Origin of the sequence: Lysinibacillus sp. G4S2, from assembly GCF_030348505.1 — a bacterium.
Taxonomy (GTDB): Bacteria; Bacillota; Bacilli; order Bacillales_A; family Planococcaceae; genus Lysinibacillus.
The window spans coordinates 989,036-1,014,281 of record NZ_JAUCFJ010000002.1 but is presented as its reverse complement, the minus strand read 5'-3'; the positions used below and the strand labels follow the sequence as shown (position 1 = coordinate 1,014,281).

The 25,246-nt window shown below is 37.0% G+C and carries 19 protein-coding genes; 5 read left to right on the top strand and 14 right to left on the bottom strand.

What is annotated here, in order from left to right; all coding sequences use genetic code 11:
• Positions 1 to 48: 48 nt before the first annotated feature.
• The 3 genes from QUF91_RS05160 to QUF91_RS05150 form a co-directional block, all read right to left on the bottom strand.
• Positions 49 to 915, bottom strand: a complete 867-nt coding sequence (locus QUF91_RS05160) for an NAD(P)-dependent oxidoreductase (protein WP_285400256.1) — start codon at positions 913 to 915, stop codon at positions 49 to 51.
• A 457-nt stretch (positions 916 to 1,372) separates the two neighbouring features.
• Positions 1,373 to 1,549: an aspartyl-phosphate phosphatase Spo0E family protein gene (locus QUF91_RS05155; RefSeq protein WP_285400257.1), complete on the bottom strand. Its 177-nt coding sequence runs from the start codon at positions 1,547 to 1,549 to the stop codon at positions 1,373 to 1,375.
• Between the two features lie 92 nt (positions 1,550 to 1,641).
• Entirely contained in the window at positions 1,642 to 1,830 is a 189-nt protein-coding gene (locus QUF91_RS05150) for a hypothetical protein (protein WP_285400259.1), read from the bottom strand.
• Positions 1,831 to 1,954: 124 nt separating this feature from the next.
• Between QUF91_RS05150 and QUF91_RS05145 the strand changes: the two genes are divergently transcribed.
• The 3 genes from QUF91_RS05145 to QUF91_RS05135 all read left to right on the top strand — a co-directional run bounded on the left by QUF91_RS05145 (position 1,955) and on the right by QUF91_RS05135 (position 3,603).
• Positions 1,955 to 2,143, top strand: coding sequence for a YkvS family protein (locus QUF91_RS05145; RefSeq protein ID WP_285400261.1), 189 nt, complete (start codon positions 1,955 to 1,957; stop codon positions 2,141 to 2,143).
• Positions 2,144 to 2,222: 79 nt separating this feature from the next.
• Positions 2,223 to 2,840: a CPBP family intramembrane glutamic endopeptidase gene (locus QUF91_RS05140; protein ID WP_285400262.1), complete on the top strand. Its 618-nt coding sequence runs from the start codon at positions 2,223 to 2,225 to the stop codon at positions 2,838 to 2,840.
• 61 nt (positions 2,841 to 2,901) lie between these two features.
• The gene (locus tag QUF91_RS05135; RefSeq protein ID WP_289417063.1) at positions 2,902 to 3,603 is read left to right on the top strand and encodes a hypothetical protein; all 702 of its coding nucleotides are present in this window, start codon (positions 2,902 to 2,904) and stop codon (positions 3,601 to 3,603) included.
• A gap of 160 nt (positions 3,604 to 3,763) precedes the next feature.
• Here the strand turns inward: QUF91_RS05135 and QUF91_RS05130 are convergent, their stop codons facing one another.
• Together QUF91_RS05130 and QUF91_RS05125 are read right to left on the bottom strand one after the other, a co-directional pair.
• On the bottom strand, positions 3,764 to 4,210 hold the full coding sequence (locus tag QUF91_RS05130; RefSeq protein WP_289417062.1) for a MarR family winged helix-turn-helix transcriptional regulator: 447 nt from the start codon (positions 4,208 to 4,210) through the stop codon (positions 3,764 to 3,766).
• 123 nt (positions 4,211 to 4,333) lie between these two features.
• Positions 4,334 to 5,695 carry an ATP-binding protein gene (locus QUF91_RS05125; protein ID WP_285400281.1) on the bottom strand — a complete coding sequence of 454 codons (1,362 nt, stop codon included), beginning with the start codon at positions 5,693 to 5,695 and terminating at the stop codon, positions 4,334 to 4,336.
• Between the two features lie 315 nt (positions 5,696 to 6,010).
• On the opposite strand from QUF91_RS05125, the gene QUF91_RS05120 reads away from it, so the two are divergent.
• Positions 6,011 to 7,750 (top strand): B12-binding domain-containing radical SAM protein, encoded by a 1,740-nt coding sequence (locus tag QUF91_RS05120; protein ID WP_289417061.1) that lies wholly within the window; start codon positions 6,011 to 6,013, stop codon positions 7,748 to 7,750.
• A gap of 456 nt (positions 7,751 to 8,206) precedes the next feature.
• Here QUF91_RS05120 and QUF91_RS05115 read toward each other — a convergent pair whose 3' ends face one another.
• The 7 genes from QUF91_RS05115 to QUF91_RS05085 form a co-directional block, all read right to left on the bottom strand.
• Positions 8,207 to 9,562: a TrkH family potassium uptake protein gene (locus tag QUF91_RS05115; RefSeq protein ID WP_289417060.1), complete on the bottom strand. Its 1,356-nt coding sequence runs from the start codon at positions 9,560 to 9,562 to the stop codon at positions 8,207 to 8,209.
• Between the two features lie 142 nt (positions 9,563 to 9,704).
• Positions 9,705 to 10,469: a TerC family protein gene (locus QUF91_RS05110; protein ID WP_289417059.1), complete on the bottom strand. Its 765-nt coding sequence runs from the start codon at positions 10,467 to 10,469 to the stop codon at positions 9,705 to 9,707.
• A 411-nt stretch (positions 10,470 to 10,880) separates the two neighbouring features.
• On the bottom strand, positions 10,881 to 11,966 hold the full coding sequence (locus QUF91_RS05105; protein WP_285400271.1) for an SDR family oxidoreductase: 1,086 nt from the start codon (positions 11,964 to 11,966) through the stop codon (positions 10,881 to 10,883).
• An 18-nt stretch (positions 11,967 to 11,984) separates the two neighbouring features.
• Positions 11,985 to 15,038: an efflux RND transporter permease subunit gene (locus QUF91_RS05100; protein ID WP_289417058.1), complete on the bottom strand. Its 3,054-nt coding sequence runs from the start codon at positions 15,036 to 15,038 to the stop codon at positions 11,985 to 11,987.
• Positions 15,039 to 15,598: 560 nt separating this feature from the next.
• Positions 15,599 to 17,176, bottom strand: a complete 1,578-nt coding sequence (locus QUF91_RS05095; RefSeq protein WP_285400274.1) for a peptide chain release factor 3 — start codon at positions 17,174 to 17,176, stop codon at positions 15,599 to 15,601.
• A gap of 279 nt (positions 17,177 to 17,455) precedes the next feature.
• Positions 17,456 to 18,922, bottom strand: coding sequence for a UDP-N-acetylmuramoyl-L-alanyl-D-glutamate--2,6-diaminopimelate ligase (locus QUF91_RS05090; protein ID WP_285400275.1), 1,467 nt, complete (start codon positions 18,920 to 18,922; stop codon positions 17,456 to 17,458).
• 347 nt (positions 18,923 to 19,269) lie between these two features.
• Entirely contained in the window at positions 19,270 to 20,658 is a 1,389-nt protein-coding gene (locus QUF91_RS05085; RefSeq protein ID WP_285400277.1) for an aldehyde dehydrogenase, read from the bottom strand.
• Between the two features lie 211 nt (positions 20,659 to 20,869).
• On the opposite strand from QUF91_RS05085, the gene QUF91_RS05080 reads away from it, so the two are divergent.
• On the top strand, positions 20,870 to 21,025 hold the full coding sequence (locus QUF91_RS05080) for a hypothetical protein (protein WP_285400278.1): 156 nt from the start codon (positions 20,870 to 20,872) through the stop codon (positions 21,023 to 21,025).
• 144 nt (positions 21,026 to 21,169) lie between these two features.
• On the opposite strand, the gene lpdA is transcribed toward QUF91_RS05080, so the two are convergent.
• On the bottom strand, positions 21,170 to 22,507 hold the full coding sequence (gene lpdA / locus QUF91_RS05075; RefSeq protein ID WP_289417057.1) for a dihydrolipoyl dehydrogenase: 1,338 nt from the start codon (positions 22,505 to 22,507) through the stop codon (positions 21,170 to 21,172).
• Positions 22,508 to 23,102: 595 nt separating this feature from the next.
• Positions 23,103 to 25,184, bottom strand: coding sequence for a catalase (locus QUF91_RS05070; protein WP_289417056.1), 2,082 nt, complete (start codon positions 25,182 to 25,184; stop codon positions 23,103 to 23,105).
• Positions 25,185 to 25,246: the final 62 nt, after the last annotated feature.

The window sequence follows — 25,246 nt, the reverse complement described above, 5'->3', positions numbered from 1 at the left end:
TTAGTGTTTTCTATGATGAATTCTCACAACTTGTTAAAGTATTAACATTTATTGATAAACCTTTAAAAGTGCCTGTGTACCATTTTCACCATAGCCCTCTTCAATTAGCTTTTCATACATATCATAAGCAAGTGTTAGACCTGGTAATGTAATCCCCATTTTTTGAGATTCATCTAAAGCAATTTTCATATCCTTCACGAAATGCTTAATATAAAAACCTGGTGCGAAATCTCCTTTTATCATGCGGGGTGCTAAATTACTTAACGACCAAGAACCTGCAGCTCCAGAAGAAATGGATTGCAATACTGTTGGTAAATCTAGTCCAGCCTTTAAACCGTAAGCCATTGACTCGCACACACCAATCATTCCCGAGGCAATAACGATCTGATTACACATTTTAGCATGCTGTCCTGCACCAGCTTCACCTTGATAAACAATATTTTCACCAAAATGATTCATGACTGGTAAAACTTTATTGAATGTAGCTCGACTACCTCCAACCATAATGGATAATGTACCATTTTGAGCACCGATATCTCCACCAGAAACAGGTGCATCTAACGATTCTACTCCAAGCTTTTGGGCATGTTCAAAAATTTTCTTTGCCAATGTTGGTTCTGAAGTAGTCATATCAATAACGATATTGCCCGATTCAGCCGTTTGAAACAATCCGTTGTCTCCAAAATAAACTTCCTCTACATCTGCAGGGTATCCAACCATCGTAAAGGCAATATCTTTATTTTCAAATGCCTCTGCTGGAGAACTTGCCCAAGATGCCCCCAATGCCATAAGTGGCTCTGCTTTCTCCTTTGTACGTGTATAAACGGTTACCTCATGACCATTTTCTAATAAATGCTTGATAATGCTAGCTCCCATAACGCCTGTACCGATAAATGCAATGCGCTCTTTTCCCATATGTAAAATACTCCTTTGTTATAAAGGCTTTTGATTGATTCTTTATTCCATTGTTCAAATTACCAACCATTAGCACTTATTTTATCTTTCAGTGTAGTTGAATAAGTAGGATAATTCAAACTCTTGTTATGACTTGTACTAAAAACCTAATGTGTTGCATATATACGAGTAAATCAATTTCTCATTACGCGTAATTGTGGCTGTCGCTACGTTAGCACTTCGCTTTCGCACAGACAAAACCATGTTGTGGCTGTCGCACAGACGAACAACGCGTGACATCCGCTGTAAGCTTTATTTTCATTCAGTAGAATGAAGATAAAAAAGAGAGCAGTTGATGGGGTATCACTGCTCTAAAGGGGGAAATGAGAATGTTGCTGTGTTCGTACTTAGTATTCCCCGTAGAATGCTTTTTAAACAATTTATTTAAAAAGTTTATACTCTTAATTGGAACATTCGTTCAATCTTCCTGATCTTCTTCTTCTTCAAATGCTGTCTGTCTATAATAAGTATTCATTAACTGATCTAATCTGCGACTCAGTTGAATGGTTTTCGCATTTCGCAACCCGTTTTCTACACCTGAGCGAATCATCATCTCACGAGTTTGTTCCATTTGTTTCAAGAGTAGATTGACCATTCATATAACCCTCCACACACAAATAATCATACCATTATTATACATTTATATTTCATTTCTTACAGCATTAACTTCCGACAATGTTCGACAAATCAACTTCTAGGAATTTCCTGATAAGTATAAATCACAAGTCCATTTTGTTTGGCCTCACCTCTAAAATGTTTAAATAAAGGATGTTTTACAAGTACTTCTCGAAACTCATAAAATTGTTCCTTGTCTATTTCTATACTATTTAATTCCCCGTTTTGTAATTGTTTAATCATATTTTCGTATTTTTCCATTATTTCTATTCCTTTCTTTTTATCATTTTGTGTAATATATTATGAATTATTCAAAAAAGCCTTTACGTTTCCCATTTTTTCATGCAAACTGTATATTATTAGTCGATGAAGGAGCTGACTGTCTGTGAAAATAGCTGAAGTTGGAAATATTATCGAGTTTAAAGATGGCTTACAAGGTATAGTCGAAAAAGTAAATGAAAATTCGGTGATCGTTGATTTAACATACATGGAGAATTTTGATTCCCTTGAAATTGAAGAGAAAACGGTCGTCAACCATAAACGGTACAAAATTTTGTATACAAATAAAGCTTAATAGTCTGAATAGTCCCTATTTGTCTTTATAGATGATAAGGGACTTTTTTTTTGATAATATTAAAGTATGGAGGTCGAATATGATTACAAATTCGAAACAAACTATAATATTTCTCCTTTCTTTATTATTCGTTTATGGCATGCTAGCTTTTACTTTTGCTAACCAAGCTGTATTTTGGTACCTATATGCATTTACTTTGCTTGTTTGTATTGCAATTGCAATTATGGCTGGTAAAATCGAAGATCAGTTACCTACCTGGCAATTTTTACTCTTCGGTATTGGTTACGGTACAATAACATACGGTATTATACGCTTTGGCTATTGGCTTGCACCATACATTAATGATTCTTTAGTACAATCAGTACAAAATTTCTTAACTAACTATGGACCGCATAATATTTGGCACTATATTTTACTAGTATTCATCGTTGCTATTGGTGAAGAGCTATTTTGGCGCGGCTATATTCAACAACAGCTGAAGCGCTTTATGCGTCCTGCTTACGCTGTTATTGTAACTGCGATTTTATGCGCCATCTCCATTGCACTAAGCGGTTTTATGCTTGGTGTGATCGCTGCACTTATAACAAGCCTTATTTGGGGCTTTTTATATGAATGGCGTAAAAGTATGCCACTTGTTATTGTAACCCATGTAGTTTTTGTACTATTATTATTTTTAGTGTTACCTTTAACATCTTAACATTAAAATTTGGAAACATTTTATCTTTACGAACGTTTAATTAAGAAAAGGAGGGCTTTTCATGCAAAAAATGTTTTTTTCTCTATCTGCATTACTTCTAACAGCCGTTTTAGTCGCAGGATGTAACACTTCTGATAAATCAGAGGAATCTGATGCTCAAAAAAATGAGCCATCAAATACATCGACTGAACAACAAAAACCAGCTTCTGAGGATAAAGCTGTAGATGAATCGCAAGAAACGCCTACATCAAACGAAACAGATAAAGACAATAAGGACAAAACAGACACTTCATCTAAGACCGAACAAGAAGTTAAATACAAACAAAAAGGCGAAGACAAGACTGAAAAAGCAACGGAATCTAAAAGTGCTGATCTAGGCTATAAAATGCAACAGTTACCTGGATTTACACTTACTCAAGAAGAACCAGGGAAAGACATGTTAGTTTCTAAAGAAAACTCTGAAGTATTCATGCGTATCGAAACAGTTGATGCATCACAATCAAGCTATGCTGATGCAAAAACATCTATGCAAGATTATATGAATGCTGTTGGTGAAACAGCAGCGTTATCTTCTGAAGAACTAGCAGCATTTAAAGATGTTAAAAACGTCGAAGGTTATGTTGTAGATTTCGATAAAGAAAAAGTAATCGGTGTTGTTTTTGAAAAAGACGGTTTAATTTCAAAACTAACGATTCACGATAACGACGAACTAGATCTAACAGATGCTATGCTTAAAATGGCAGCAACTATTTCTAAAAATTAATCCATCTAAAAAGACTGTAGACATACTTTGCTCTACAGTCTTTTTATGTTTTTAAAGGCTTGCATTGTGCTCATAGAAACAAAAGTGACAGATAGAACGTCAAAATGAGGAGGTTCTTACATTAAAAAAAGTTGCCTCAAATGCATTGAGACAACTCTTTTTAATAAGACAAATCTTTAATAGACAGACCTAATTTTTTTAATAAAGTAATAGCTTGTTCTTTTTCTTCAAACGACAGCACACTCAGCAATTCATGTAATTGTCGTTCATGTTCAGGGAATAGTTCGCCCATAAACGCCTCACCCTTTTCAGTAATTTCTGCATAGGTAACACGGCGATCTGCGGGGCAAGAAACACGCAATAAATACCCTCTTTTTTCAAGCTTGTCAATGACATACGTAATAGACCCACTAGCTAGCAAAATTTTATTGCCTATTTGCTGTAATGGCTGTCTTCCTTTATGATAAAGAAGCTCTAATACAGCAAATTCAGTAGGGTTTAATCCGTTCTCTTGAAAAAATTGATGTGTCATTTCATTAATTGCTTTATGTGCACGTGATAATACAATATACAATTTTAAAGATTGCTTTATATCTTCTGACGTCATAACCTTTTCCTCTCAATTCGCTCTCTATACATGCCATTATAGCGATATTAGAAAAGCCTTGTCAAAAGCAATATTTGATTTTGTGTCATATTATGGTGATTTATGCAACCATTATTAATCTTTTTATGTTACTAAATAAGCAGAATCTTTCGCGGTTACGTCCATTTTATCTAGCTGATTAAATGTGTAAATTGGGAATTGTAAGTGGAAGCATGTCCCCTTCTGTAATTCACTATTCACACCTATTACGCCTTCATGCTCTTCAATCACCTTTTTCACGAAAGCAAGGCCTAGTCCTGTCCCTGTTGATTTCGTCGTGTAAAAAGGTTGGAATAAGTTTTGAAGGGTAGCGCTGTCCATACCGACACCTTCGTCTTTAATCATTAGTTCTACAATCGCACAGTCAAGAACATTCATTTCTACTGTGATCGTTCCACCATTATTCATGGACTCCATCGCATTTTTAATAAGATTCATGAATACTTGCTTTAAGCGATTCTCATTGCCTCCAATATATACTTGGGTAGGAGGAGAAATATATTGAATCATAATATTTTTCATAAGTGCATCTGGTAGCATAAACTCAATCACTTGCTTCACAATGCTGTCTATCTCTAGTAATTCCACCTTCATACTTGTAGGCTTGGACAATACTAAAAGCTCGGATAAAATTTGTTCCATCCTTTGGAGTTCACTATCGATGACAGATAAATACATGCGTGACTCTTCATCAGCATTTAGCTTTAATAATTCGGTAAAGCCCTTTAAGGAAGTTAATGGATTACGAATTTCATGGGCAATACTCGCGGCCATTTGACCGACAACATTTAAAGCTTGCTGATGTTCAACTTTATGTTGAAGTTGTTTCTTTTCTGTTTCATCATTAATGACTGTGACAATAATATTGTTATATTCATCAAAAATACTCGAAATTTCATAATAGCAAATTCTGCTAACTTGAGCTTCATCCACTACATGAATACTTGCATGTTTTTCACCCATCAGTTTAGAAAGGTATGATGTAATTTGACCATTCTTCAAAGAAAATGCGTCAAATATGTGTTGATGTGCCTTATGAAGAAGCTGCGACTTTTCTATTTTTAAATACATTTCAGCATACTTATTAAGCCCAAGTATTATACCGCTAGCGTCACTTACAATAACGGCATACGGTAAGTGATCATAAGCATTGAAAAATTGGGATCTCTCCTGCTCTTGACTAACATACAATTCATGAGCTACATCATTATTTAATGTTGAAATTTGCGCAACTATTTCTTCTGTGTTCGGATCATAAAAACATTTGAAGGACATCATTTCGAACTCATTACTAGCTGTTTGAATATTGAAGATTTCTTCTGATCTCAAATCACTTTGTAATTGTTTGATGAACTTTGCCCAATTTAAATTTGATGGCTCGTCCATAGCTAAATAGCCAATATACGTTGAATTAAGGTTAAAAAGCTTAATAGCAGCCTCATTCATGTTCAAAATTTTTCCTGCTTTATTAAGAATAAGTGTTGGTGACGAAGTACTTTTCATAAGATTTCCAAAACATTGATTAATATCATTTTGCTTCAACTTTCTCACCGAACCTTTCAAAAGAGTATAAAACCTCTTAATCGAATTTTGAGCCTTTATATAATTTATGACTGTACGATTCTATTATTACAAAATTTAGTAAATTTAAGTATTTAAAATTATTTCACGAACTGTTCACAAAATAAATAGGTAAAAAGAATTATATTGTATGACAGCTACTTGACTGTTACAATTAGAAATTGAAGGGAAGATTATTGCATGAATACTATTTTAACTACATTAAACGCAAAGTATATTCACACCAATTTAGCTTTGCGTTATTTAAAAGGTGCTGCTTTACCAGAGTTCAATCCAATCATTGCAGAATATACAATTAAAGATCCTGCTTTTAATATTGTATCAGATTTGTTCCAAAAAAAACCTGATATCGTAGGATTTAGTTGCTATATTTGGAATATTGAAGAAACCATTCACGTTATCAAAATGTTAAAAACTGTCTGTCCAAATGTTAAAATTTTGCTCGGGGGTCCGGAAGTTTCTTACGATGCCCACCATTGGTTGCGCAGGATTGAAGAGGTTGATTTCATTGTTATGGGTGAAGGAGAAACTTCTTTTAAACAATTACTACGCTATTTACATGGAGAAATAGCATTAGAGGATGTTCCAGGGATTTGCTACTTAGAGGATGGTAAGGTACGAATTCACGCACAAGCACCAAAAATAGATTTACGTGAGTTGCCAAGTCCATTTCGTTTTGAGGAGGATCTCCCGCATCTAGGCAAACGAATTCAATATATAGAAACAAGTCGAGGCTGTCCATTTAGCTGTCAATTTTGTTTATCTTCTATTGAAGTAGGAGTTCGTTATTTTAGTCGAGAAAAAATAAAAGAAGATATTCGATTCTTAATGGACAATGGTGCACGTACTATTAAATTTGTTGACCGTACATTTAATATAAGCCGTAGCTATGCAATGGAAATGTTCCAGTTTTTAATTGATGAACATCAACCAGGGGTTGTATTCCAATTTGAGATTACCGCAGATATTATGCGTCCTGAGGTTATCCAATTTTTAAATGATAACGCACCAAAAGGTCTTTTCCGTTTTGAAATTGGTGTTCAATCAACAAATGATTTAACCAATACGCTTGTGAAACGTCGTCAAAACTTTGAAAAATTAAAGCGTACAGTGACGATGGTCAAAGAAGGTGGAAAGATTGATCAGCATTTAGATTTAATCGCTGGTTTACCAGAGGAAGATTATGCAAGCTTCCGTCAAACCTTTAATGATGTATTTGCCATGCGACCAGAAGAACTACAGCTTGGATTCCTTAAACTTCTGCGCGGTACAGGCCTTCGTCTAGAGGCTGAAAAATTCGGCTATACTTATGTGGACTTAGCTCCTTACGAGATTTTCTCAAATAATGTCTTAACATTTGATGATATTGTACGCATTAAACATGCAGAGGATGTACTTGAAAAATACTGGAATGATCACCGTATGGATCATACGATTGAATATTTAGTAACTGAAGTGTTTGAAACACCATTTGATTTCTTCCAAAATTTCGGTACGTATTGGGAAACAAAAGGTTGGTCACGTATCGGACATCAGCTTGAGGATTTATTCCGTCGTTTATTAATGTTTTTAGAGACTGTAGAGGGTGCTAATTTAACTATCATTACAAGCTTAATGCAGCTAGATTATTTAAAAATACAGCAGTTCCAGCCACGTAAATTATGGTGGAAAGAGCGCCCTACAGAGGAGCAACAAAAAGCAATTTATAATGCCTTACGTGAAAACCCTGGAATTGCGGGTGAAACATTCGCCAACTTCAATCTCTCTGAAAAAGAGTTGTTTAAACATACGCTCGTTATTCCGCATCACATCGATTACCAAAATTTTTCAAAAGGCAAAATTGTACAAAAAAATGGCTATCTCTTAATTTACTTCCGTCACGGTCAAGCACCATACTTTGCAACAATCCATTCTATATAATAAGAAACGCTAGTCCATTAATAAATATTGGACTAGCGTTTTTTACATTCATAAAGAATTCTTAAATTTCTCAGTAACCTAAAATGAAACTCAACAATTACTTATTTTCCGTAAAAGCTTTACCGTTCTTATAATCATCAGATGTTTGTAAAGGCATTACAATTATCCTAAAAAAGCTTAGTACTAATTTCTCGTCTCACTAACCTAGTTATCTTGTAAATAATACCCATTAAGCAGTCATTATACTCAGGAAAAAACAATTAAAAATTTTTTGACAATTGTATGGCGACAGCTAGTTTTTGCTATTTAAACTACAAGAAAGGGATTTTAACGAACAAATTTTCTACTGAATGTCTTGCAAATGTTAAACCATGAACACTAAAATAAAACCCTCAGGACACAATATAATCTTCTACTAAGAAGTCTTCATTGTGCACTAAGGATCCTAGCAAAAGGTTACCCAATAATAACGCGTTCCTTTGGATAGTGATAAGTAGATTTTTTACCTCTACCGCCACCACCGAGAGTGTAAAGGAAGGAAATTAAACCGACACGACCAATAAACATTAAAATCATAATAATAATTTTTCCAACTACTGATAAGTCAGAAGTGATTCCTAAAGACATCCCGCAGGTTCCGAACGCTGATGTAATTTCAAAAATTATTTGAATGAGCGTTGCGTTTGGCTCCGTAATGAGTAAAATAATTGTCGCGACTAATACCATAAAGAATGCCAATAAAATAACGACAAACGAGCGGAAAACATCAATTAAATGTATTTCACGTCCGAATACTTGAATATCCTCTCTTCCTCGTGAAAAAGTAATGAGGAATAAAATGGCCATCGAAAACGTTGTTGTACGTATCCCACCACCAACTGAACTTGGTGAAGAACCAATGAACATTAAAAAGCTCATAAAAATATCTGTCGCTTCACTGAAGGATGTTACATCGTATGTCGTAAGTCCAGCAGATCGTGTTGAAACAGAATGGAACATCGCAGAAAACAGAGCCTCATGCCAAGGCATCCCCTTAAAAGAATGGAATGATTCGAGCAAAAAAATAACGACAGCCCCTACAACAAATAGAATTGCATATGTGGAGGTAGTTATTTTTGTAAATAAACTAAAGCGAAAGTTCTCATGACGATGGAGTAAAAAAGTTTTCACTTCTATTAGTACAGGGAATCCTATAGCACCAAGCACAATGAGTACCATCGTGATCAATTGAACAAAGTAATCGTTATGAAACGGTAGTAAACTCATTCCTGTAATATCAAAACCACCATTTGTAGTAGCAGAAACGGAGGCAAAGACACCATGAATCAAGGCTTCTTCCCAAGTATCAAAATAATTGGTAAAGTGCAAAGTTAAAATAATCGCACCAATCACTTCAATACCAATTAAAATTTTCAAAATTTCTCGAATTAATTGAACAACGCCTGACAAATTGTACTGGTTATGGTCAATCATGATTAATTGACGCTCACGCATACCAATTTTCTTCCCAACAAGTAACCAAACAAAGGTACCCAGTGACATAATGCCAATTGCTCCGAGCTGTAAAATAACAAGGACCATTACGAGCCCAAATGTTGTATAGCTCTCAGATATGTTGAATGTTGTTAAACCTGTTACACTAACGGCACTTACTGCAGTAAACAAGCTATCTAATAATGAAACTTCCACACCTTCTTTATGAACGCCTGGTAACCGTAGTAACAGGAAGGAAATCGCTATAGCAATAAAATAATAAGAAACAAGTACCTGAAAAGGTGTTACAAGTCTATTAGATGATTTTTTCCAAGGCACTTTAACATCTCCCCCCTCACATAATGCCAAACCCGATAGATATTAGTATAGGAAAAATACATAAAAAAAGAAAGAGGAATAGATTACGACTATTCCTCATCAATTATGCCTCTGGCGGATGGTGTTTGCTAAAATAAGTTCATTATTTATGTTGATCTTTATTACGAACGCCTACTAGATAACCTCCTAGTGCGATGGCCAATAACACAATCCAGAAGGTTAACTCCCATGCAGTAGAATGTGGGAACTCTACTGGTAAAATGCCCACCTTCTCATGTGCCAAAGTTAGCACAACAAGTTTAACACCTACCCACCCTACAATTAAAAACGCAGCGGTTTCAAGCGATGGATAGTCATTTAATATTTTCACAAACCATTGTGCCGCAAATCGCATCATAATAACTCCGATAAATCCACCAAGTAACATGACCATAAATTGACCACCGTTGATGCCGCCAACATCAAAGTTACCTACCTCAGGTAAAGTTACAGCAATGGCAACTGCAGCAAGCATAGAATCGATAGCGAATGCAATATCCGCCGCTTCCACCTTAAGAACTGTCATCCAGAAACCAGAGCCCTTTTTCTTAACCTGATCGTTAGACTCTTCTTCTGATTCCTTTTTATAATGCAAATCATATATGTTTTTGGCAGACATAAATAATAAATAAGCTGCTCCCAACGCTTGGATTTGCCAATAATTAACTAATACTGTAATGACAAAGAGTGCTGAGAATCGGAAAATTAACGCTCCGAATAACCCATAAAATAAAGCCTTTTTTTGTTGCTCTTGTGGTAAATGCTTGACCATCACAGCCATTACAACCGCATTATCTGCTGCTAATAGCCCTTCTAATACTATAAGTACAATAAGCACCCAACCGTATTGTAAAATAATTGATTCCATTCAAGTGCCTCCCTCTCAAGCTCTTTATACCAAAAATAGTTTTTACTATACGAGTACAAAAGAAAAGACCTCTGCCCGTTTAAAAAGGCAAAGGTCTCGCTAAGCAAATAAATACCTGACACTTTGTTATCAGTACCTCACTCTATAACTAGTAATTGAATACCTTAGCATAGAGTTATTCGCCTATCACACCCGATGGTAAAAACCATGTATTGACGAATGTGAATCCAGATACATCGTTCGTAACTGTTAGCTACTCCCCTTTGACAAAATGTCGAAGGATTTTCTTCTGTAAACTTATTATAGCACTATCATTTAAGGCTGGCAAAATTATCTTTCCATTAATTCGTTAGTTAAACCAATCGGGCGTTTACGGGCAGTTAATAGCCAGTGACTCCACTGATTGATGTTTCACTTTATCTCAATTTGATAGGTTGTATCTTCTTTATGCGATAAATAGAAATCAATCATCCTAGGCATAGTCTTTATAAAATCGGGACAGGTAATACCCCCCTTTTTCAAAATCGCAACCGCTTCGGATGTATCGAACTTCGCATTCCAAGTTAAATAATCTAAAGTTTCTTGCTCAACACCTAGATTTTTCCGAATCATAGGCACTTGTAAAGATACTCTTGCCAGTGTTAACGGTAATCGTCCCTTAGGATAATGGTTAGTTAATAATTTTACCATCGTACGGTATACTTCCTGCACAGGATGTGGATTTGGATCCGTTAGATGCAAGGTTTTCCCTTCAGCACATTTTTCATCTACTAAATAAGTAGAAGCGTTTACAATATAATCTACTGGAACCACATTGATTGTTGATGTCGATTGGCCAATATACGGAATACAAGGGAGACATTTTAATTTATCCACCATATTTAAAAGGAAATAAGGTCCATCGAATTTAACTGTCTCTCCTGTTTCGGAATGACCTCGCACTATGCCTGGTCGAATAATTGTCAGTGGTATCTCTGATTTTAGATCCTCTACTAGTTGCTCAGCTTCATATTTTGTTTCCTCATAATAGTTTTTAAATGCAGGAGGGCGAATTAGTTCGTTTTCACGCAAAACGCCTTCACGTGTACCTGCCACATACGCCGTACTAAAATACATATAGCGCCTTAAGTTCGGAAGTGTTCGAACAAAATCATTGACCATAGTCGTACCATGCACATTTACCTTCCACGCTATATCGCGTGGTACTGCTAAATCATAAATTGCAGCTAAATGCCAAAATACCTCAATTTGAGATACAATTTCCTGTCCAGCTTGATTTTCTAGACCAAGATTCGGTAATGTAATATCTCCCTCTACAATACGAATAGAACAGTTGGGAAACTCCGCTAATATATTATCTTTCTCTATATTTGCCTTTATTAATTCACCAGCTAAAACAATAGCGATTACTTCCTGTGATTGATTTTTTCGAAATAACTCGCGTATTAATTGACCCGAAATAAACCCTGGAAAACCTGTAAAAAAATGAACTCCCATCTCTTATTCCTCCTGAACTTACCGCATTCTCCTAGTTTCTTTATCCATTAAGCTATAAACAATCGGTACAATATATAATGTCAGCAAAGTTGAAGTTACAAGTCCTCCAATTACTGCAATCCCCATTGGTTGATTCATCTCTGTTCCTTCTCCAATGCCAAGAGCAAGTGGCAACAATCCTAAAATTGTAGTTAGTGCAGTCATTAAAATTGGTCGAATTCGATCCTGTGTAGCAAGTATAATCGCATCGTACGTTGCCATTCCATTGGCTTTTTGTTGATTAATGTAATCTACAAGTACAATTCCATTATTTACGACAATTCCAACTAGTATTAAAATCCCTATAATAGATGTCACTCCAATAAGCGTGTTCGTAACAAACATCGCCATTGTAACGCCAATAATCATTAACGGTACCGTGAACATGATAACGAATGGATATTTGAATGATTCAAATTGTGCAGCCATCACGATATACACAAGCACTATTGCTAGTGCAACTGCTAACATCATATCTTTAATCGCACTATCATAAAGCTCACGATCTCCACTAAAGATCACTTCAGTTTCGGATGGTAAATTAGCTTTTTCCATTGCTCGATCCACTTTAGCTGAAATACCTCCTAATGATTCCTTCGTTTCATAATCGACAAAGAATGCAACAGCTGGCGCCTGATCAGAACGTCTAATCGATACTGGTCCTTCCTTTACAGAAACAGTAGCAATGTCCTCTAGCTTTACAAATAAACCAGCTGGTGAACGAAGCTGCATCGATTTTAAGGCTTCGATACTATCATTAAATACTTGTCCAAAGCCGGTATAGACAGGCAATACAGCACCATCCTCTGCAATTATTTGCGTAGTTAGTTGTCCCTTTGTCATTTGATTGACCGTTTGAGCAATTTGTGCAGGTACAAATCCGTAATCCTTTGCCTTTTCTCGGTCTACTTCTACTTGAATTTCTTTAACAATGTTATCTAAATCCGTAGTTACTTTTGACACTCCATTTACTTTTAATAACTCCTGCTGCACTTTATCAACAGAGCTATGAAGTCGTTGCTCATCTGAATCAGTTAATCTAAACGTTAATGTATTCGGTGAAGAGCCAGTTGACGTTGAGACACTGAAGGCGATTTCAGCTTGTTCACCAAGCTCTGTTTGCAAATCTCGCTCAACCTCTTCTACAAATTCAAAAATAGAACGATTCCGATCTGCTAAAGGGACAAGCTTTACATAGATCTCTGCTTGGTTTGCATTTGTCTGTCCTCGTGATTGTGTCTGCTGTGTACCACCGATAAAGCTAACATATACGTCAACATCTTTCTCCTGTTTTAAGCGTTCTTCAATTTTCGCAACAACTTTTTCTGTTTGTGATACTGCTACACCTTTTTCGAGATTCACACTAATGGATGTAAATCCTTCATCGGTGGGCGGTAAAAACTCTGTTCCAATTTTCGTAAGTCCAAACAACGCAAGTCCAAAACAAACAACGGCTGAGATAAGGACAAGCATTCGGTGACGTAGTACCCAAATAATTGATGATTTGTAGCTTTTGTAGAAACGTGACTCATGACGTTTTTCATAAATATTTGTAGATTTCATTTTCAAAAGACGACTTGCAAGCATCGGGACAACTGTTAGCGCAACGACTAAAGAAGCAATTAAGCTAAAGGAAATAGTTAAAGCAAATTCTGTAAAGATTTGTCCGATTAAACCTTCAATAAACATTACAGGAATGAATACTGCAATAGTTGTGAGAGTGGAAGCAATAATCGCCAGTGCCACTTCCTTTGTCCCTTCCTTAGCTGCTACTATCGAATCCTTGCCAAGACCTAAATGTCGTTCAATGTTTTCAATAACAACGATAGCATTATCAACAAGCATACCGATGCCAAGTGCTAACGCTCCTAATGTCATAATATTGAGTGAGAAATTTGCAAAAAACATTAAAACAAATGTAACAATAACTGAATATGGAATCGCAATCCCAATAATGATAGGGCTTTTCACACTTCGCAGAAAGACAAATAGTACGAACATCGCGAATAAGCCACCTAAAAGTAATGAAGATCCGATATTGCTAATCGCTAAATCCACATAGTTACCTTGGTCCACTAGCACATCCACAGCGATTCCTTGATATTCCTTCTTCGTTAATAAGTCATTTAAAGTTTCTTTGAAAGCTTTTGATACCTCAGCTGTATTTGCACCCGATTCCTGTAATACAGACATTAAAACTGCAGGGTGCTCATTTGCTCGTGTTGTAGTTATGGATTTTTGCTCCACGCGCTCAACAGTCGCTACTTCTCCAACCGTTAATGCTTTACCATCTATTGGATTTACTGAAACGATTAAATCCTCAATGCTTTCTGGTGAAGTTAACGTACTAACAATACGAGTAGTTAACATTTTCCCATCGGCTGTTAATACCGGTTCACCAGGAAGAGAAACATTGTTCGATTGAATAATTTGAATAATATCTGCTTGGGTTATCCCTTTTTCTACTAACTTCGATTCATCTAGAGTGATTTGAACTTCTTCAATAAGCTTACCGGAAACATTTACACTTGCTACACCTGCTGTTCGACGAAGTTCTTTTTCCAAGTCTTCCGCCAGTAACCTCACGTCTACATTGTCATTTTCCGCACTTAGTGAAAGCTGTATTATAGGAAATTGTGATGGATCAAATTTTAAAAAGCTAGGTTTCTCAGCATCATTTGGTAAAGGAGTCATATCGATGCGTTGTAATATATCGAGCTGAACATCTTCAATATTGGTTGACCAATCAAATTCGAGAACTATTAAATTAGATCCTTCTTGCGAGGTAGACTTTAGTTTTTTTATCCCTGGTAAGGTTGCTAGTGTTGTTTCTAAAGGCTTCGTGATTTTTTCATTAACCTCTGTTGGACTTGCACCAGGATAAGAGGTAACAACGACGCCTATTGGTGGACGTAAATCTGGAATAAGCGTAATAGGTATTTTTAATAATGACACGCCACCTAAAATAATGACCAATAACATCGTAACGATTGTAAAAACAGGCCTTTTAATAGAAAAATTACTAATGTTCACTTTTTACAAACTCCTTTTCCATCTCTTCCCTTCTATGATAACCGAAAAGGAGAATATTTTATAAATTTTGGCATCACCATAGCGTGTAGTTGATTTTCGTTCCGACCAGTGGCGTCCGATGAGCCGCTTGGGGCAACAGATGTTTTTTTGCGCGAAAGCATAGTCTAACGTAGCGGCAGCAGCACGATGTTTTGCGCGATAGCGTAGTGCTAACCTAGTGGCAGTAGCACGATGCTTTTTGCGCGATAGCGTAGTGCTAACCTAGCAGCAGTAGCACGATGTTGGTCACGGAGGCGTTATCACAGGACGGGATGTTTTTAGCCTTCGTTCCTCTGCCTGCTCACTCTAGGGTCTAAACTGTGACGCTGATCCCCAAGGAGTCGCCCAGTCGGAACAAAGATCAACTTTTATACATAATATACGTTTTAATAAATGCCATCCCTCTTTCCTAGAGGCTTTTCATGAGACTTAAATTTACTAATACTGTATATATTCTACATATAGCACCAATTTTCCTTGTAAAAAAACACGAATCGCAACATGTCGATTCGTGTTTTTTATTATAAAAGGCTATATAACTTAATGTTTTCGTTTTTATCAGCAAACCAACGCATAGCAAATTCGTTTTCAAATAGGAAAACAAGATTATCAAAACGATCTTTTACAAGCATTGAACGACCTGATGACATCGATTCTTTAACATCTTCTTCGTTTTCAATCCATCGTGCAATTTTTGAACCAATTGGCTCCATCTTTACTTCAACATTATATTCATTTTTCATACGATGCTCAAAAACCTCAAATTGTAATTGACCAACTGCTCCCAGAACAACTTCTTCGGTATGCAACGTTTTATAATATTGTATAGCGCCCTCTTGCACTAATTGTAAAATCCCTTTATGGAATTGCTTAGATTTCATGACGTTTTTCGCAGTTACACGAACAAACAACTCTGGTGTGAACTGTGGCAATTTTTCAAATTGGAACGTCTTTTTACCACCTACAACTGTGTCACCAATTTGATAAGTACCTGTGTCATATAAACCGATAATATCACCAGCAACAGCTTCATCTACAGTTTCACGATCATCAGCAAGGAATTGTGTAGATTGTGTCACTTTGAATGATTTACCTGTACGAGATAAAGTCATGTTCATGCCACGCTCAAATTTACCAGATACGATACGCACAAAGGCAATACGGTCACGGTGAGCAGGATTCATATTCGCTTGAATTTTGAAAATGAAGCCTGAAAACTCATCATGCTCAACTGGATCAATAAATTGTTCATCCTCAGTAATTCGAGGCTGTGGTGTCGGTGCAAATTGTAAATATGTTTCAAGGAATGTTTGCACACCAAAGTTTGTTAAAGCAGAACCGAAGAAAACAGGTGTTAATTCACCACGACGAATTTTTTCTTCAGAATACTCATTACCCGCTTCGTTAAGCAACATGATGTCGTCCATTGCCTGTGAATAATAAGAAGTCACCTTCATTGGATGCTCGACTGCAAGTTCCCCATTATCATCAATTGGCAAGAAACGTTCTTCTTCTTCAGTACGGAATTGCTCGATACGTTTATTGTAACGATCGTAAATACCTAAAAACTCTTTCCCCATACCGATTGGCCAGTTCATTGGGTATGCGTTAATGCCAAGTACCTCCTCAAGCTCTTCAATCAGCTCAAGTGGCTCCTTCCCTTGACGGTCTAGTTTATTGATAAAAGTAAAAATCGGAATACCACGCATTTTACAAACTTTGAACAGCTTTAAAGTTTGTGCTTCAATACCTTTGGCAGCATCCACGACCATGACAGCACTATCCACCGCCATTAATGTACGATACGTATCCTCCGAGAAATCTTGGTGACCTGGAGTATCCAAAATATTGACACGTGAGCCATTATAATCGAATTGCATAACTGAAGAAGTTACAGAAATCCCACGTTGCTTTTCAATTTCCATCCAGTCAGAAGTTGCAAACTTACCTGATTTTTTCCCTTTTACTGTACCGGCATCACGAATCGCGCCACCAAATAGTAAAAGCTTTTCTGTAATCGTCGTTTTCCCAGCATCAGGGTGACTGATGATGGCAAAAGTTCGACGCGATAATATATCTTTTTCTAAATTTAAATTCATCTCGTCATTCTCCTTTTTTCATACTTAATAATAATAAAAGAAGACTTGCCTTTCGTACAACCTTTTTACATGAATTCTCAAAAAAAGAGGTTTTATATCAAATGTTTTGAGTAAATACTGAACAATTAGAATAGAACCCAAAAGAAAACCCTTTAGCTGTAACTAAAAGGGTTCACTAAATGTCTTGAATTTATCACATTGTTGCATGTATGGCGGTCACACATTCAAGTAAGCTCTAGCATCCAGCGCTAAGAACAGCTTGATTGCAGATAATAGATATTATACGAATTTTAAACGGCCAGCTTCTATTGCAATTTCTGCATCACTATGAGGATATTTTGTATTCTCAATAATTTGATAATCTTCATGACCTTTACCAGCAAAAATAATCATATCTCCTGGTTCAGCAACCTCAATCGCATGACGCACTGCCTCAGCACGATCTCCTATACATGCAAAATTTTCATGTAGCATCCCTTTGGCAAGATCACCTGTTATACTATCGTACTCTTCATAGCGTGGGTCATCTGTCGTTAAAATAACGTAATCAGCGGCTGAAGCCTTTTCTGCCATTGCAGGACGTTTCGATTTATCACGATTACCACCTGTGCCAACTAGGAAAATAAGCTTGCCTTTTTTATATGGTTGGGCTGAAGAAATCGCTTTTTCAATTGCGTCAGGTGTATGTGCATAATCAACAAAAATCTGCACTGGTAAATCTGAGCAAACTTTCTCCATGCGGCCCTTTACTGGTGGTAATTGCTCAATTTGCTCAATGATTGTTTCCATTGAATAACCACGACCATAAAAAGCAACCATAGCAGCAAGTACATTGTATATATTAAATTCCCCAAGTAAATTCATTTGCACATGGTATATTCCCTCTGACATTTCGACGTCAAAAGATGTCTTGTAATCATGATACTCACAGTTAATAGCACGGAAATCAGCTGTTTCATTATTTAAACCATATGTCCATACTGGAAATGGTGTCATCGCTGCATAGCGTTCCGACCAAACATCGTCAGCATTTAACACTACAAATTTATTCTTTTCTAAGTCTTGTCCAAGTTGAGAGAATAATAAGCCCTTCGCATGGCCATATTCCTCCATCGTACCATGGAAATCAAGGTGATCATGTGACAGATTTGTAAAAATAGCTACATCATACTCTACACCAGCTAGACGTCCAAGTGTTAAACCGTGCGAAGATACCTCCATAGTCATTAATCGACAGCCTTCCATTTTTGCACGGAAAATCATTTGTTGCGTGGACAAAGCATCACTCGTAGTATTTGCAGATTCATATAAAATACCATTTAAATTAAAGCCGATAGTTCCTGTTAATGCAGATTTCTCACCCATACCATGCATTATATTTTGAATAATACCGGTTACTGATGTTTTTCCATTTGTACCCGTCACGCCAATCATTGTCATATCCTTAGACGGATAATCAAAAAACTTTGCAGCTAGTAGGCCAACTGCTCGGTCTGTATCTCTCACAATGACCTGTGCAATCGTTTCTCCTAATGGTAATTTTCGCTCAGTCACAACGATCGTTGCGCCACCTTCAACAGCTTTCTGTGCATAGTCATGACCATCTACTGTATAACCTTTTATACAAACAAACATACTATTTGGTTGCACACTTCGTGAATCAATCACAATATCACTTACTTGGTCAGGTAATACTCCAATTATTTTTTTCAAAGGTAATGCACTTAACAATTCCTCTGCATACATTTCATAGTCCTCCAATCAATCTCTACACTCATTTCATCACTTGTCGTTTTTTTCGACAAAAAATGACAATATGAATACCCCCACATACTATTGAATTTATTTTACTACTTATTCATCCATAAATAAAATGCCTCTTACGACGTTTTTTCGATGAAAACGCTATCATTTCAATATAAAGTTAATAATTCGTCGAAATTTACCTTCCTACTCAAAAATCGGCATGTATCGACAACTACAATTCATATATATGCTGGTAGATGTTATATCGGGAGACTTGTATAAAATATAGTGATACTGTTAAAAAGGCGGAGGTGTCTATAATCTTAATTACCGACACCTCCGTTTCACTATTTCATAATATTTCGTACAAGCTTCACTTTTTGTTTATACGGAGGAAAGAGAATATTCGTCTCTAACTTAGAAGATTTTTTTAATATAGATTTTGGGTGCGTAAAGTTTTCAAAACTCGCTTTCCCATGGTACGCTTTTACTCCTGATGATCCTACACCGCCAAATGGTAAATGTAAATTTCCAACATGTGTAATCGTATCATTAATACATCCGCCACCAAATGGTAATTCCTCTAAGAAGTACTGAATAGCCTTTTCATGTTCTGAGAAAAAATATGCCGCTAAAGGCTTTGGTAACTGACGAATTTGGTGAATGGCAAGTGGCAAATCACCATACATCATCACAGGTAAAATTGGACCAAATAGTTCATCCTGCATTGAAGGATTTGACCATTTCACATATTCAATAATTGTAGGCTCAATATATAGATCATCTCGGTCTGTTCTACCACCAAACGTAATAGCATCACGTTCTTCCGTAATAATTTGCTGTAAGCGATCAAATTGTCTTAGATTCACAATACGGCCGTAGTCAGGGCTTTTTAATGCATTTTTACCATAGAAGGAACGAATAGTTTCTTTCAATAACTTCATAAATCGTTCATAGACATCTTTATGGACAAGGACATAATCTGGTGCCACACAAGTTTGTCCAGTATTTGTAAATTTACCCCAAGCGATTCTTTTCGCAGCTACTTCTAAATTGGCTGTTTGATCGACAATTGCAGGACTTTTCCCTCCAAGTTCTAAGGCAATCGGTGTTAAACGTTCTGCAGCTGCCTTTGCAACAACCTTTCCAACTGCCACACTCCCTGTAAAAAATATATAGTCAAAGGATGCATGAATAAGTGCCGTCACTTCTTCTTTTTCTCCTTCCACCACACGCACATAGGAAGGACTAAACGTTTCTTCAATTATTTTTTTAACAATTACTGCTGTGTGCACAGATGTTTCTGATGGTTTTACAATAGCCGTATTGCCACCAATAATCGCACCGATTAATGGCTCCATGACAAGTTGGAATGGATAATTGAATGGGCCAATAATTAATGTCACTCCATATGGCTCTCGAACAATAAAGCTTTTCCCCATCTGATATTGAATTGGAGTTTTTACTGCTTCTGGCTTCATCCATTCTTCAACATGCTTTACCATATGAGAAATACTATCTAAAACAATACCAACTTCTGTTGCATATGCCTCAAACTCACTCTTTCGTAAATCTAAATGTAAAGCATTCAAAATTTCTTTTTCATATTTTAAAATTGATTTCTTCAGATTTTTTAATTGTTCTTTTCGAAATTTTGTACTCTTAGTCGCTCGTGAAAAATAAAATTGACGCTGCTCCGTAATCATATTCTCAACGTCTTGTGGCGTAAAATTCATATTAAAGCACCCCTTATTTTAAAAATGGCATACATAGTTTTTTCATTTCGAAACAAACTATCTTTGTCTATACGATACAACATTGACAGCAAAAATTCCTCTTTCTTAAATTATTACTGATCTGATGATGAAATGAATGAAGCTAAGATGGTTTGTGATTTTGGGAAATTTACAACTACATATTGAAAAATTGAAACGGGGGCGTAGATGAATGACAGCAACAACAGGAACTTGGTGGGAGTCTATTTTTTCTGGACCATTAGCACACGGTATTAGTGAAGAAAAATTATTACTTTTGCAAGATGAGGCTTTCTTATATCTCTCTACAACACCGCTTGAGAAAAAAGAAGAGCTTGATACAGATTGAAAATAGCGCATTATAGGAGGTTATTTCCTATAATGCGCTATTTTTTTGGACTTGATACTTGGAGTTAATTATTTTAATTCTCATCGATCGCCTCTTCCAATGAAAAAGGCGATCTTCCGCTAAAGAATGTAGATGATTAAACTTCTACTGATGAATGGCTTTGTCAAAAAAAGCTTTTGCTGCATCCCCAATATGCTCTGAAACTGTAGGATGTGGGAAAATCATATTTGCGAGAGTATGAGCAGTGCCACCAGCATTTTTAGTAGCTAAAATAGCATTTAACATTTCTGTTGCCCCATCAGCAACAACACATGCTCCTAAAATACGTCCTTCCTTTTTCGTCGCAATAACCTTTATAAAACCTACTGTATTTCCTTCCATTAATGCCTTAGGGTTTGTCCGTAAAGGCATTTGAGTCACCGTATAAGGTTCTTTCACCTGCTCTTCCAGTAAACCAAACGTCGCAATTTCAGGATGTGTATAAACACAGCGAGGAATCAATGTTTGATCAATCAGTGCTGGCTCATTTCCTAAAATATGATCCACAACATGAATTCCCTCTGCACTCGCTGAATGAGCTAGCTGGTAACCACCCACTAAGTCGCCTATGGCATAAATGTGTGGCTGACTTGTTTCAAGATGCTCATTGACTGCAATCAATCGACCATCGAAAGCTAGATCTAATTGCTGAGCGATTTCTGTATTTGGGCGTCGACCTGTTGCAAATAATAGATTTTCATATGTATAAATTCCTTTAGATGTATGAATTTCATTGCCATTAAAATGCTCGAATTGGAAATCTGTCACAAGCTCAATACCAAGCTTTTTCATCTTTTCGCGAATAACTGGGCGTGCGTCCGGCTCTTCTGTCTGTAAAATGTCCTCACTATGATTTAGCATCGTCACCTTCGTTCCAAGTGGTGCTAGGCTAAATGCCATCTCCACAGCGATCACGCCACCACCGATAATTGTTAACTGCGTTGGCAACTCTTCAATATCAAAAAATGTATCCGTTGTAAAATATGAAGACGTCTCTAGACCTTTAAACGGTGGGACAAATGGTTTACTTCCTGTCGCTAAAATGATATCCATTGCAGTAAAGGACTCACTTCCAACAGTTACAGTTAAATCTTTAGCTACTGCTGCTTCTCCTCGATAAAAGGTAATTTGATTGCTCAAAATATAATCCTCAATATTCGTTAAAAGCTCGTCGATAATAGCATCTTTACGTTTCATCAATCGCGGAAAATTTACATTTACTGTAGAAGTTTCAATGCCCCAGTCATTACCACGTTTTATTTCCTGAATAAGCTTACTATGCTCCAATAAAATTTTCGAAGGAATACAGCCGACATTATAGCAGGCTCCTCCCACTTTATCGCGCTCCACTAAAGCTACCTTCTTGCCGCTTTTTGCTGCATGAATGGCTGCCACATATCCCCCTGGACCTGCGCCAATAATTGCAATATCAAATTTTCCCACAAAATTCACCTCATGACCACCATATCATTTACAAAATTTGAATGCAATGTCATGGGAATTACAGTAAATTCTGAGATCCTTTGTCCACTCCATCGTTCACTGCCGTAAAAAAAGTCATTATATCGCGAATGAGAATGCCGATTTTTTTAACAGAAGACCTCCTGAACAAAAAACGAAATACAAACCATCAGCGCGAAAAAGTCCCTCACTATTCATTTTGAACAATGAGAGACTTTATTTTCTATGCAGATACTCGTTTTTGCCATATAGATTGAAAGGGTATCGCTCGGCTCCGCGGGTATTCGCTCCTCTTCCGCGGGTATCGCTCGGCTCCGCGGGTATTTGCTCGGCTTCCGCAGGTATTCGCTCCTCTTACGCGGGTATTTGCTCGGCTTCCGCGGGTATCGCTCGGCTCCGCGGGTATTTGCTCCTCTTACGCGGGTATTTGCTCCTCTTCCGCGGGTATTCGCTTCGCTTCCGCGGGTATTCGCTCCTCTTCCGCGGGTATTCGCTCCTCTTACGCGGGTATTCGCTCCTCTTCCGCGGGTATTCCTCGGCAAGCAAACATTCTGTTCCTCGTAGAAACAACGTAAAGTTAGTAAATATTCCTCTCCCAAAAGCGTTGCTGGGCAATGGCAGCTACAAATTTTTTAGCGAAACCTTCGTCGCCAGTTGCCAACACAATTCCTGGCCCTACATTGACGTTAGACATATTAAAAAATATAATTCCAGATTTGGCAATGCCTATCGGTTTATAATGTCTATACGCTTCATTCATATAATTTACAATTTGCGAATTAAACTTTGCCTGGTTGTTTGCTTTTACACCTACAACATATAATGAGTCAAAGAGTACCGCATCAGTAGTAATAAATGTGTCACTTGCTGTTAACTGTACGCCATCGCTGCTAGTCACAACCCCTAATCTGTCGGAAATAATATTGTATCGTACACCTTGTCTTGTTAAATATTTCAGCACTTCGCCAACTTCATTTGCGTCAAACCCATCACCTATTAGCACACCTACCTTAAGTGTTTGTGGCATTTTTATTGTATTAGCCTGGCTTAGTGCAGGTGATGATAAAGTGACATTTATTTGCTCTCCTTTTGGACGATTAACACCAATATTATCAGCCACAGTCGTTGCCATTGCTTTATCCACACGAACGAACATATCGACAACCTGTTGGCGAACTGACTTACTTTTTACCTTTCCTACCTCAAAGCTAAAGGCGTCAATGATATGTTGTTTTTCAGGTGGCGACATGCTATTCCAAAATAGCCTTGCCTGTGAAAAATGATTATCAAAGGATTTACTTCTTGCTCGTGTAATCCGTCCTTCAACCTTTTCTTCATAGTGGACATAGCCACCTTCTTTTGCAGTAGATGTTGACGGTGTATTATTTGCCAAGGAATTTTTATGATAGCTTACTCTTCCTACATTAATAGTTTGTCGACTAAACCCATTGCGCTGATTATTATGAATTGGACAAACAGGTCGATTAATCGGAATTTCTGCAAAGTTTGGTCCACCCAGACGAATTAGCTGTGTATCTAAATAAGAAAATAATCGTCCCTGTAAAAGTGGATCATTTGTAAAATCTATGCCTGGCACAACATTTCCGGGATGAAAGGCGACTTGCTCTGTTTCAGCAAAAACATTATCAACATTGCGATTCAAGGTCATTTTTCCAATCTTTTTAACTGGCACGATCTCCTCAGGCCAAAGCTTTGTTGCATCCAATATATCAAAATCAAATTTAAATTCGTCCTCTGGCTCAAGCATCTGTACACCAAGCTCATATTCTGGATAATCACCAATCTCTATTGATTCCCATAAATCACGTCGTTGAAAATCCGGATCTTTTCCAGCAATAATTTGCGCTTCATCCCAAACGAGTGAATGAACACCTAACACAGGCTTCCAATGAAACTTCACAAATCTCGACTTTCCTTTATCATTGACGAAACGAAAAGCATGAACACCGAAGCCTTCCATCATTCGAAAACTTCTAGGTATTGCTCGATCAGACATATGCCACATAATCATATGCGCAATTTCCTGATTGTTCGCCACAAAATCCCAAAACGTATCGTGCGCTGAGGCTGCTTGGGGCATTTCATTGTGAGGCTCCGGTTTTACTGCATGAATTAAATCAGGAAACTTAATGGCATCTTGAATAAAAAAGACAGGTATATTATTGCCGACTAAATCATAATTACCTTCATCTGTGTAAAACTTCGTCGCAAAGCCACGAACATCACGTGCAGTATCCATCGATCCTAAGCTTCCAACTACGGTTGAAAATCTGACAAATACAGGTGTTTTCTTACTAGGGTCCTGTAAAAATTTCGCTTTAGTATATTCCCCCATCGACTCATACAACTCAAATTCTCCATGTGCCGCAAAGCCCCTTGCATGTACAACACGCTCTGGAATACGTTCATGGTCAAAATGTGTTATTTTTTCTCGAAAATGAAAATCCTCCATAATAGTTGGCCCACGAATGCCAGCCTTCAACGAATCCTCATCATTCGAAACTTTCAGCCCCTGATTCGTTGTCATCTTTTTTCCATCATTATCGACACGAAATGGCTCCAGCTGCTGATCCTTTGCATTCTCATCTAAATTTTTGCGCTGATTCGACTTAGAATTATCCACGCAATCCCCTTTCATTCCAGTACTCATAATTCTCAATATACACTATATGTTTTTTTGGAATAAACATGCTTCAAGAT

Coding starts and splice junctions, on each gene's coding strand:
- QUF91_RS05140 (WP_285400262.1), top strand. CDS start 2,223: ATGATTACAAATTCGAAACAAACTATAATATTTCTCCTTTCTTTATTA.
- QUF91_RS05095 (WP_285400274.1), bottom strand. CDS start 17,176: ATGAATTTAAATTTAGAAAAAGATATATTATCGCGTCGAACTTTTGCC.
- QUF91_RS05070 (WP_289417056.1), bottom strand. CDS start 25,184: ATGAAAGGGGATTGCGTGGATAATTCTAAGTCGAATCAGCGCAAAAAT.
- QUF91_RS05135 (WP_289417063.1), top strand. CDS start 2,902: ATGCAAAAAATGTTTTTTTCTCTATCTGCATTACTTCTAACAGCCGTT.
- QUF91_RS05110 (WP_289417059.1), bottom strand. CDS start 10,469: ATGGAATCAATTATTTTACAATACGGTTGGGTGCTTATTGTACTTATA.
- QUF91_RS05080 (WP_285400278.1), top strand. CDS start 20,870: ATGACAGCAACAACAGGAACTTGGTGGGAGTCTATTTTTTCTGGACCA.
- QUF91_RS05155 (WP_285400257.1), bottom strand. CDS start 1,549: ATGGTCAATCTACTCTTGAAACAAATGGAACAAACTCGTGAGATGATG.
- QUF91_RS05085 (WP_285400277.1), bottom strand. CDS start 20,658: ATGAATTTTACGCCACAAGACGTTGAGAATATGATTACGGAGCAGCGT.
- QUF91_RS05160 (WP_285400256.1), bottom strand. CDS start 915: ATGGGAAAAGAGCGCATTGCATTTATCGGTACAGGCGTTATGGGAGCT.
- QUF91_RS05090 (WP_285400275.1), bottom strand. CDS start 18,922: ATGTATGCAGAGGAATTGTTAAGTGCATTACCTTTGAAAAAAATAATT.
- QUF91_RS05125 (WP_285400281.1), bottom strand. CDS start 5,695: ATGAATGAGGCTGCTATTAAGCTTTTTAACCTTAATTCAACGTATATT.
- QUF91_RS05105 (WP_285400271.1), bottom strand. CDS start 11,966: ATGGGAGTTCATTTTTTTACAGGTTTTCCAGGGTTTATTTCGGGTCAA.
- QUF91_RS05150 (WP_285400259.1), bottom strand. CDS start 1,830: ATGGAAAAATACGAAAATATGATTAAACAATTACAAAACGGGGAATTA.
- QUF91_RS05120 (WP_289417061.1), top strand. CDS start 6,011: ATGAATACTATTTTAACTACATTAAACGCAAAGTATATTCACACCAAT.
- QUF91_RS05130 (WP_289417062.1), bottom strand. CDS start 4,210: ATGACGTCAGAAGATATAAAGCAATCTTTAAAATTGTATATTGTATTA.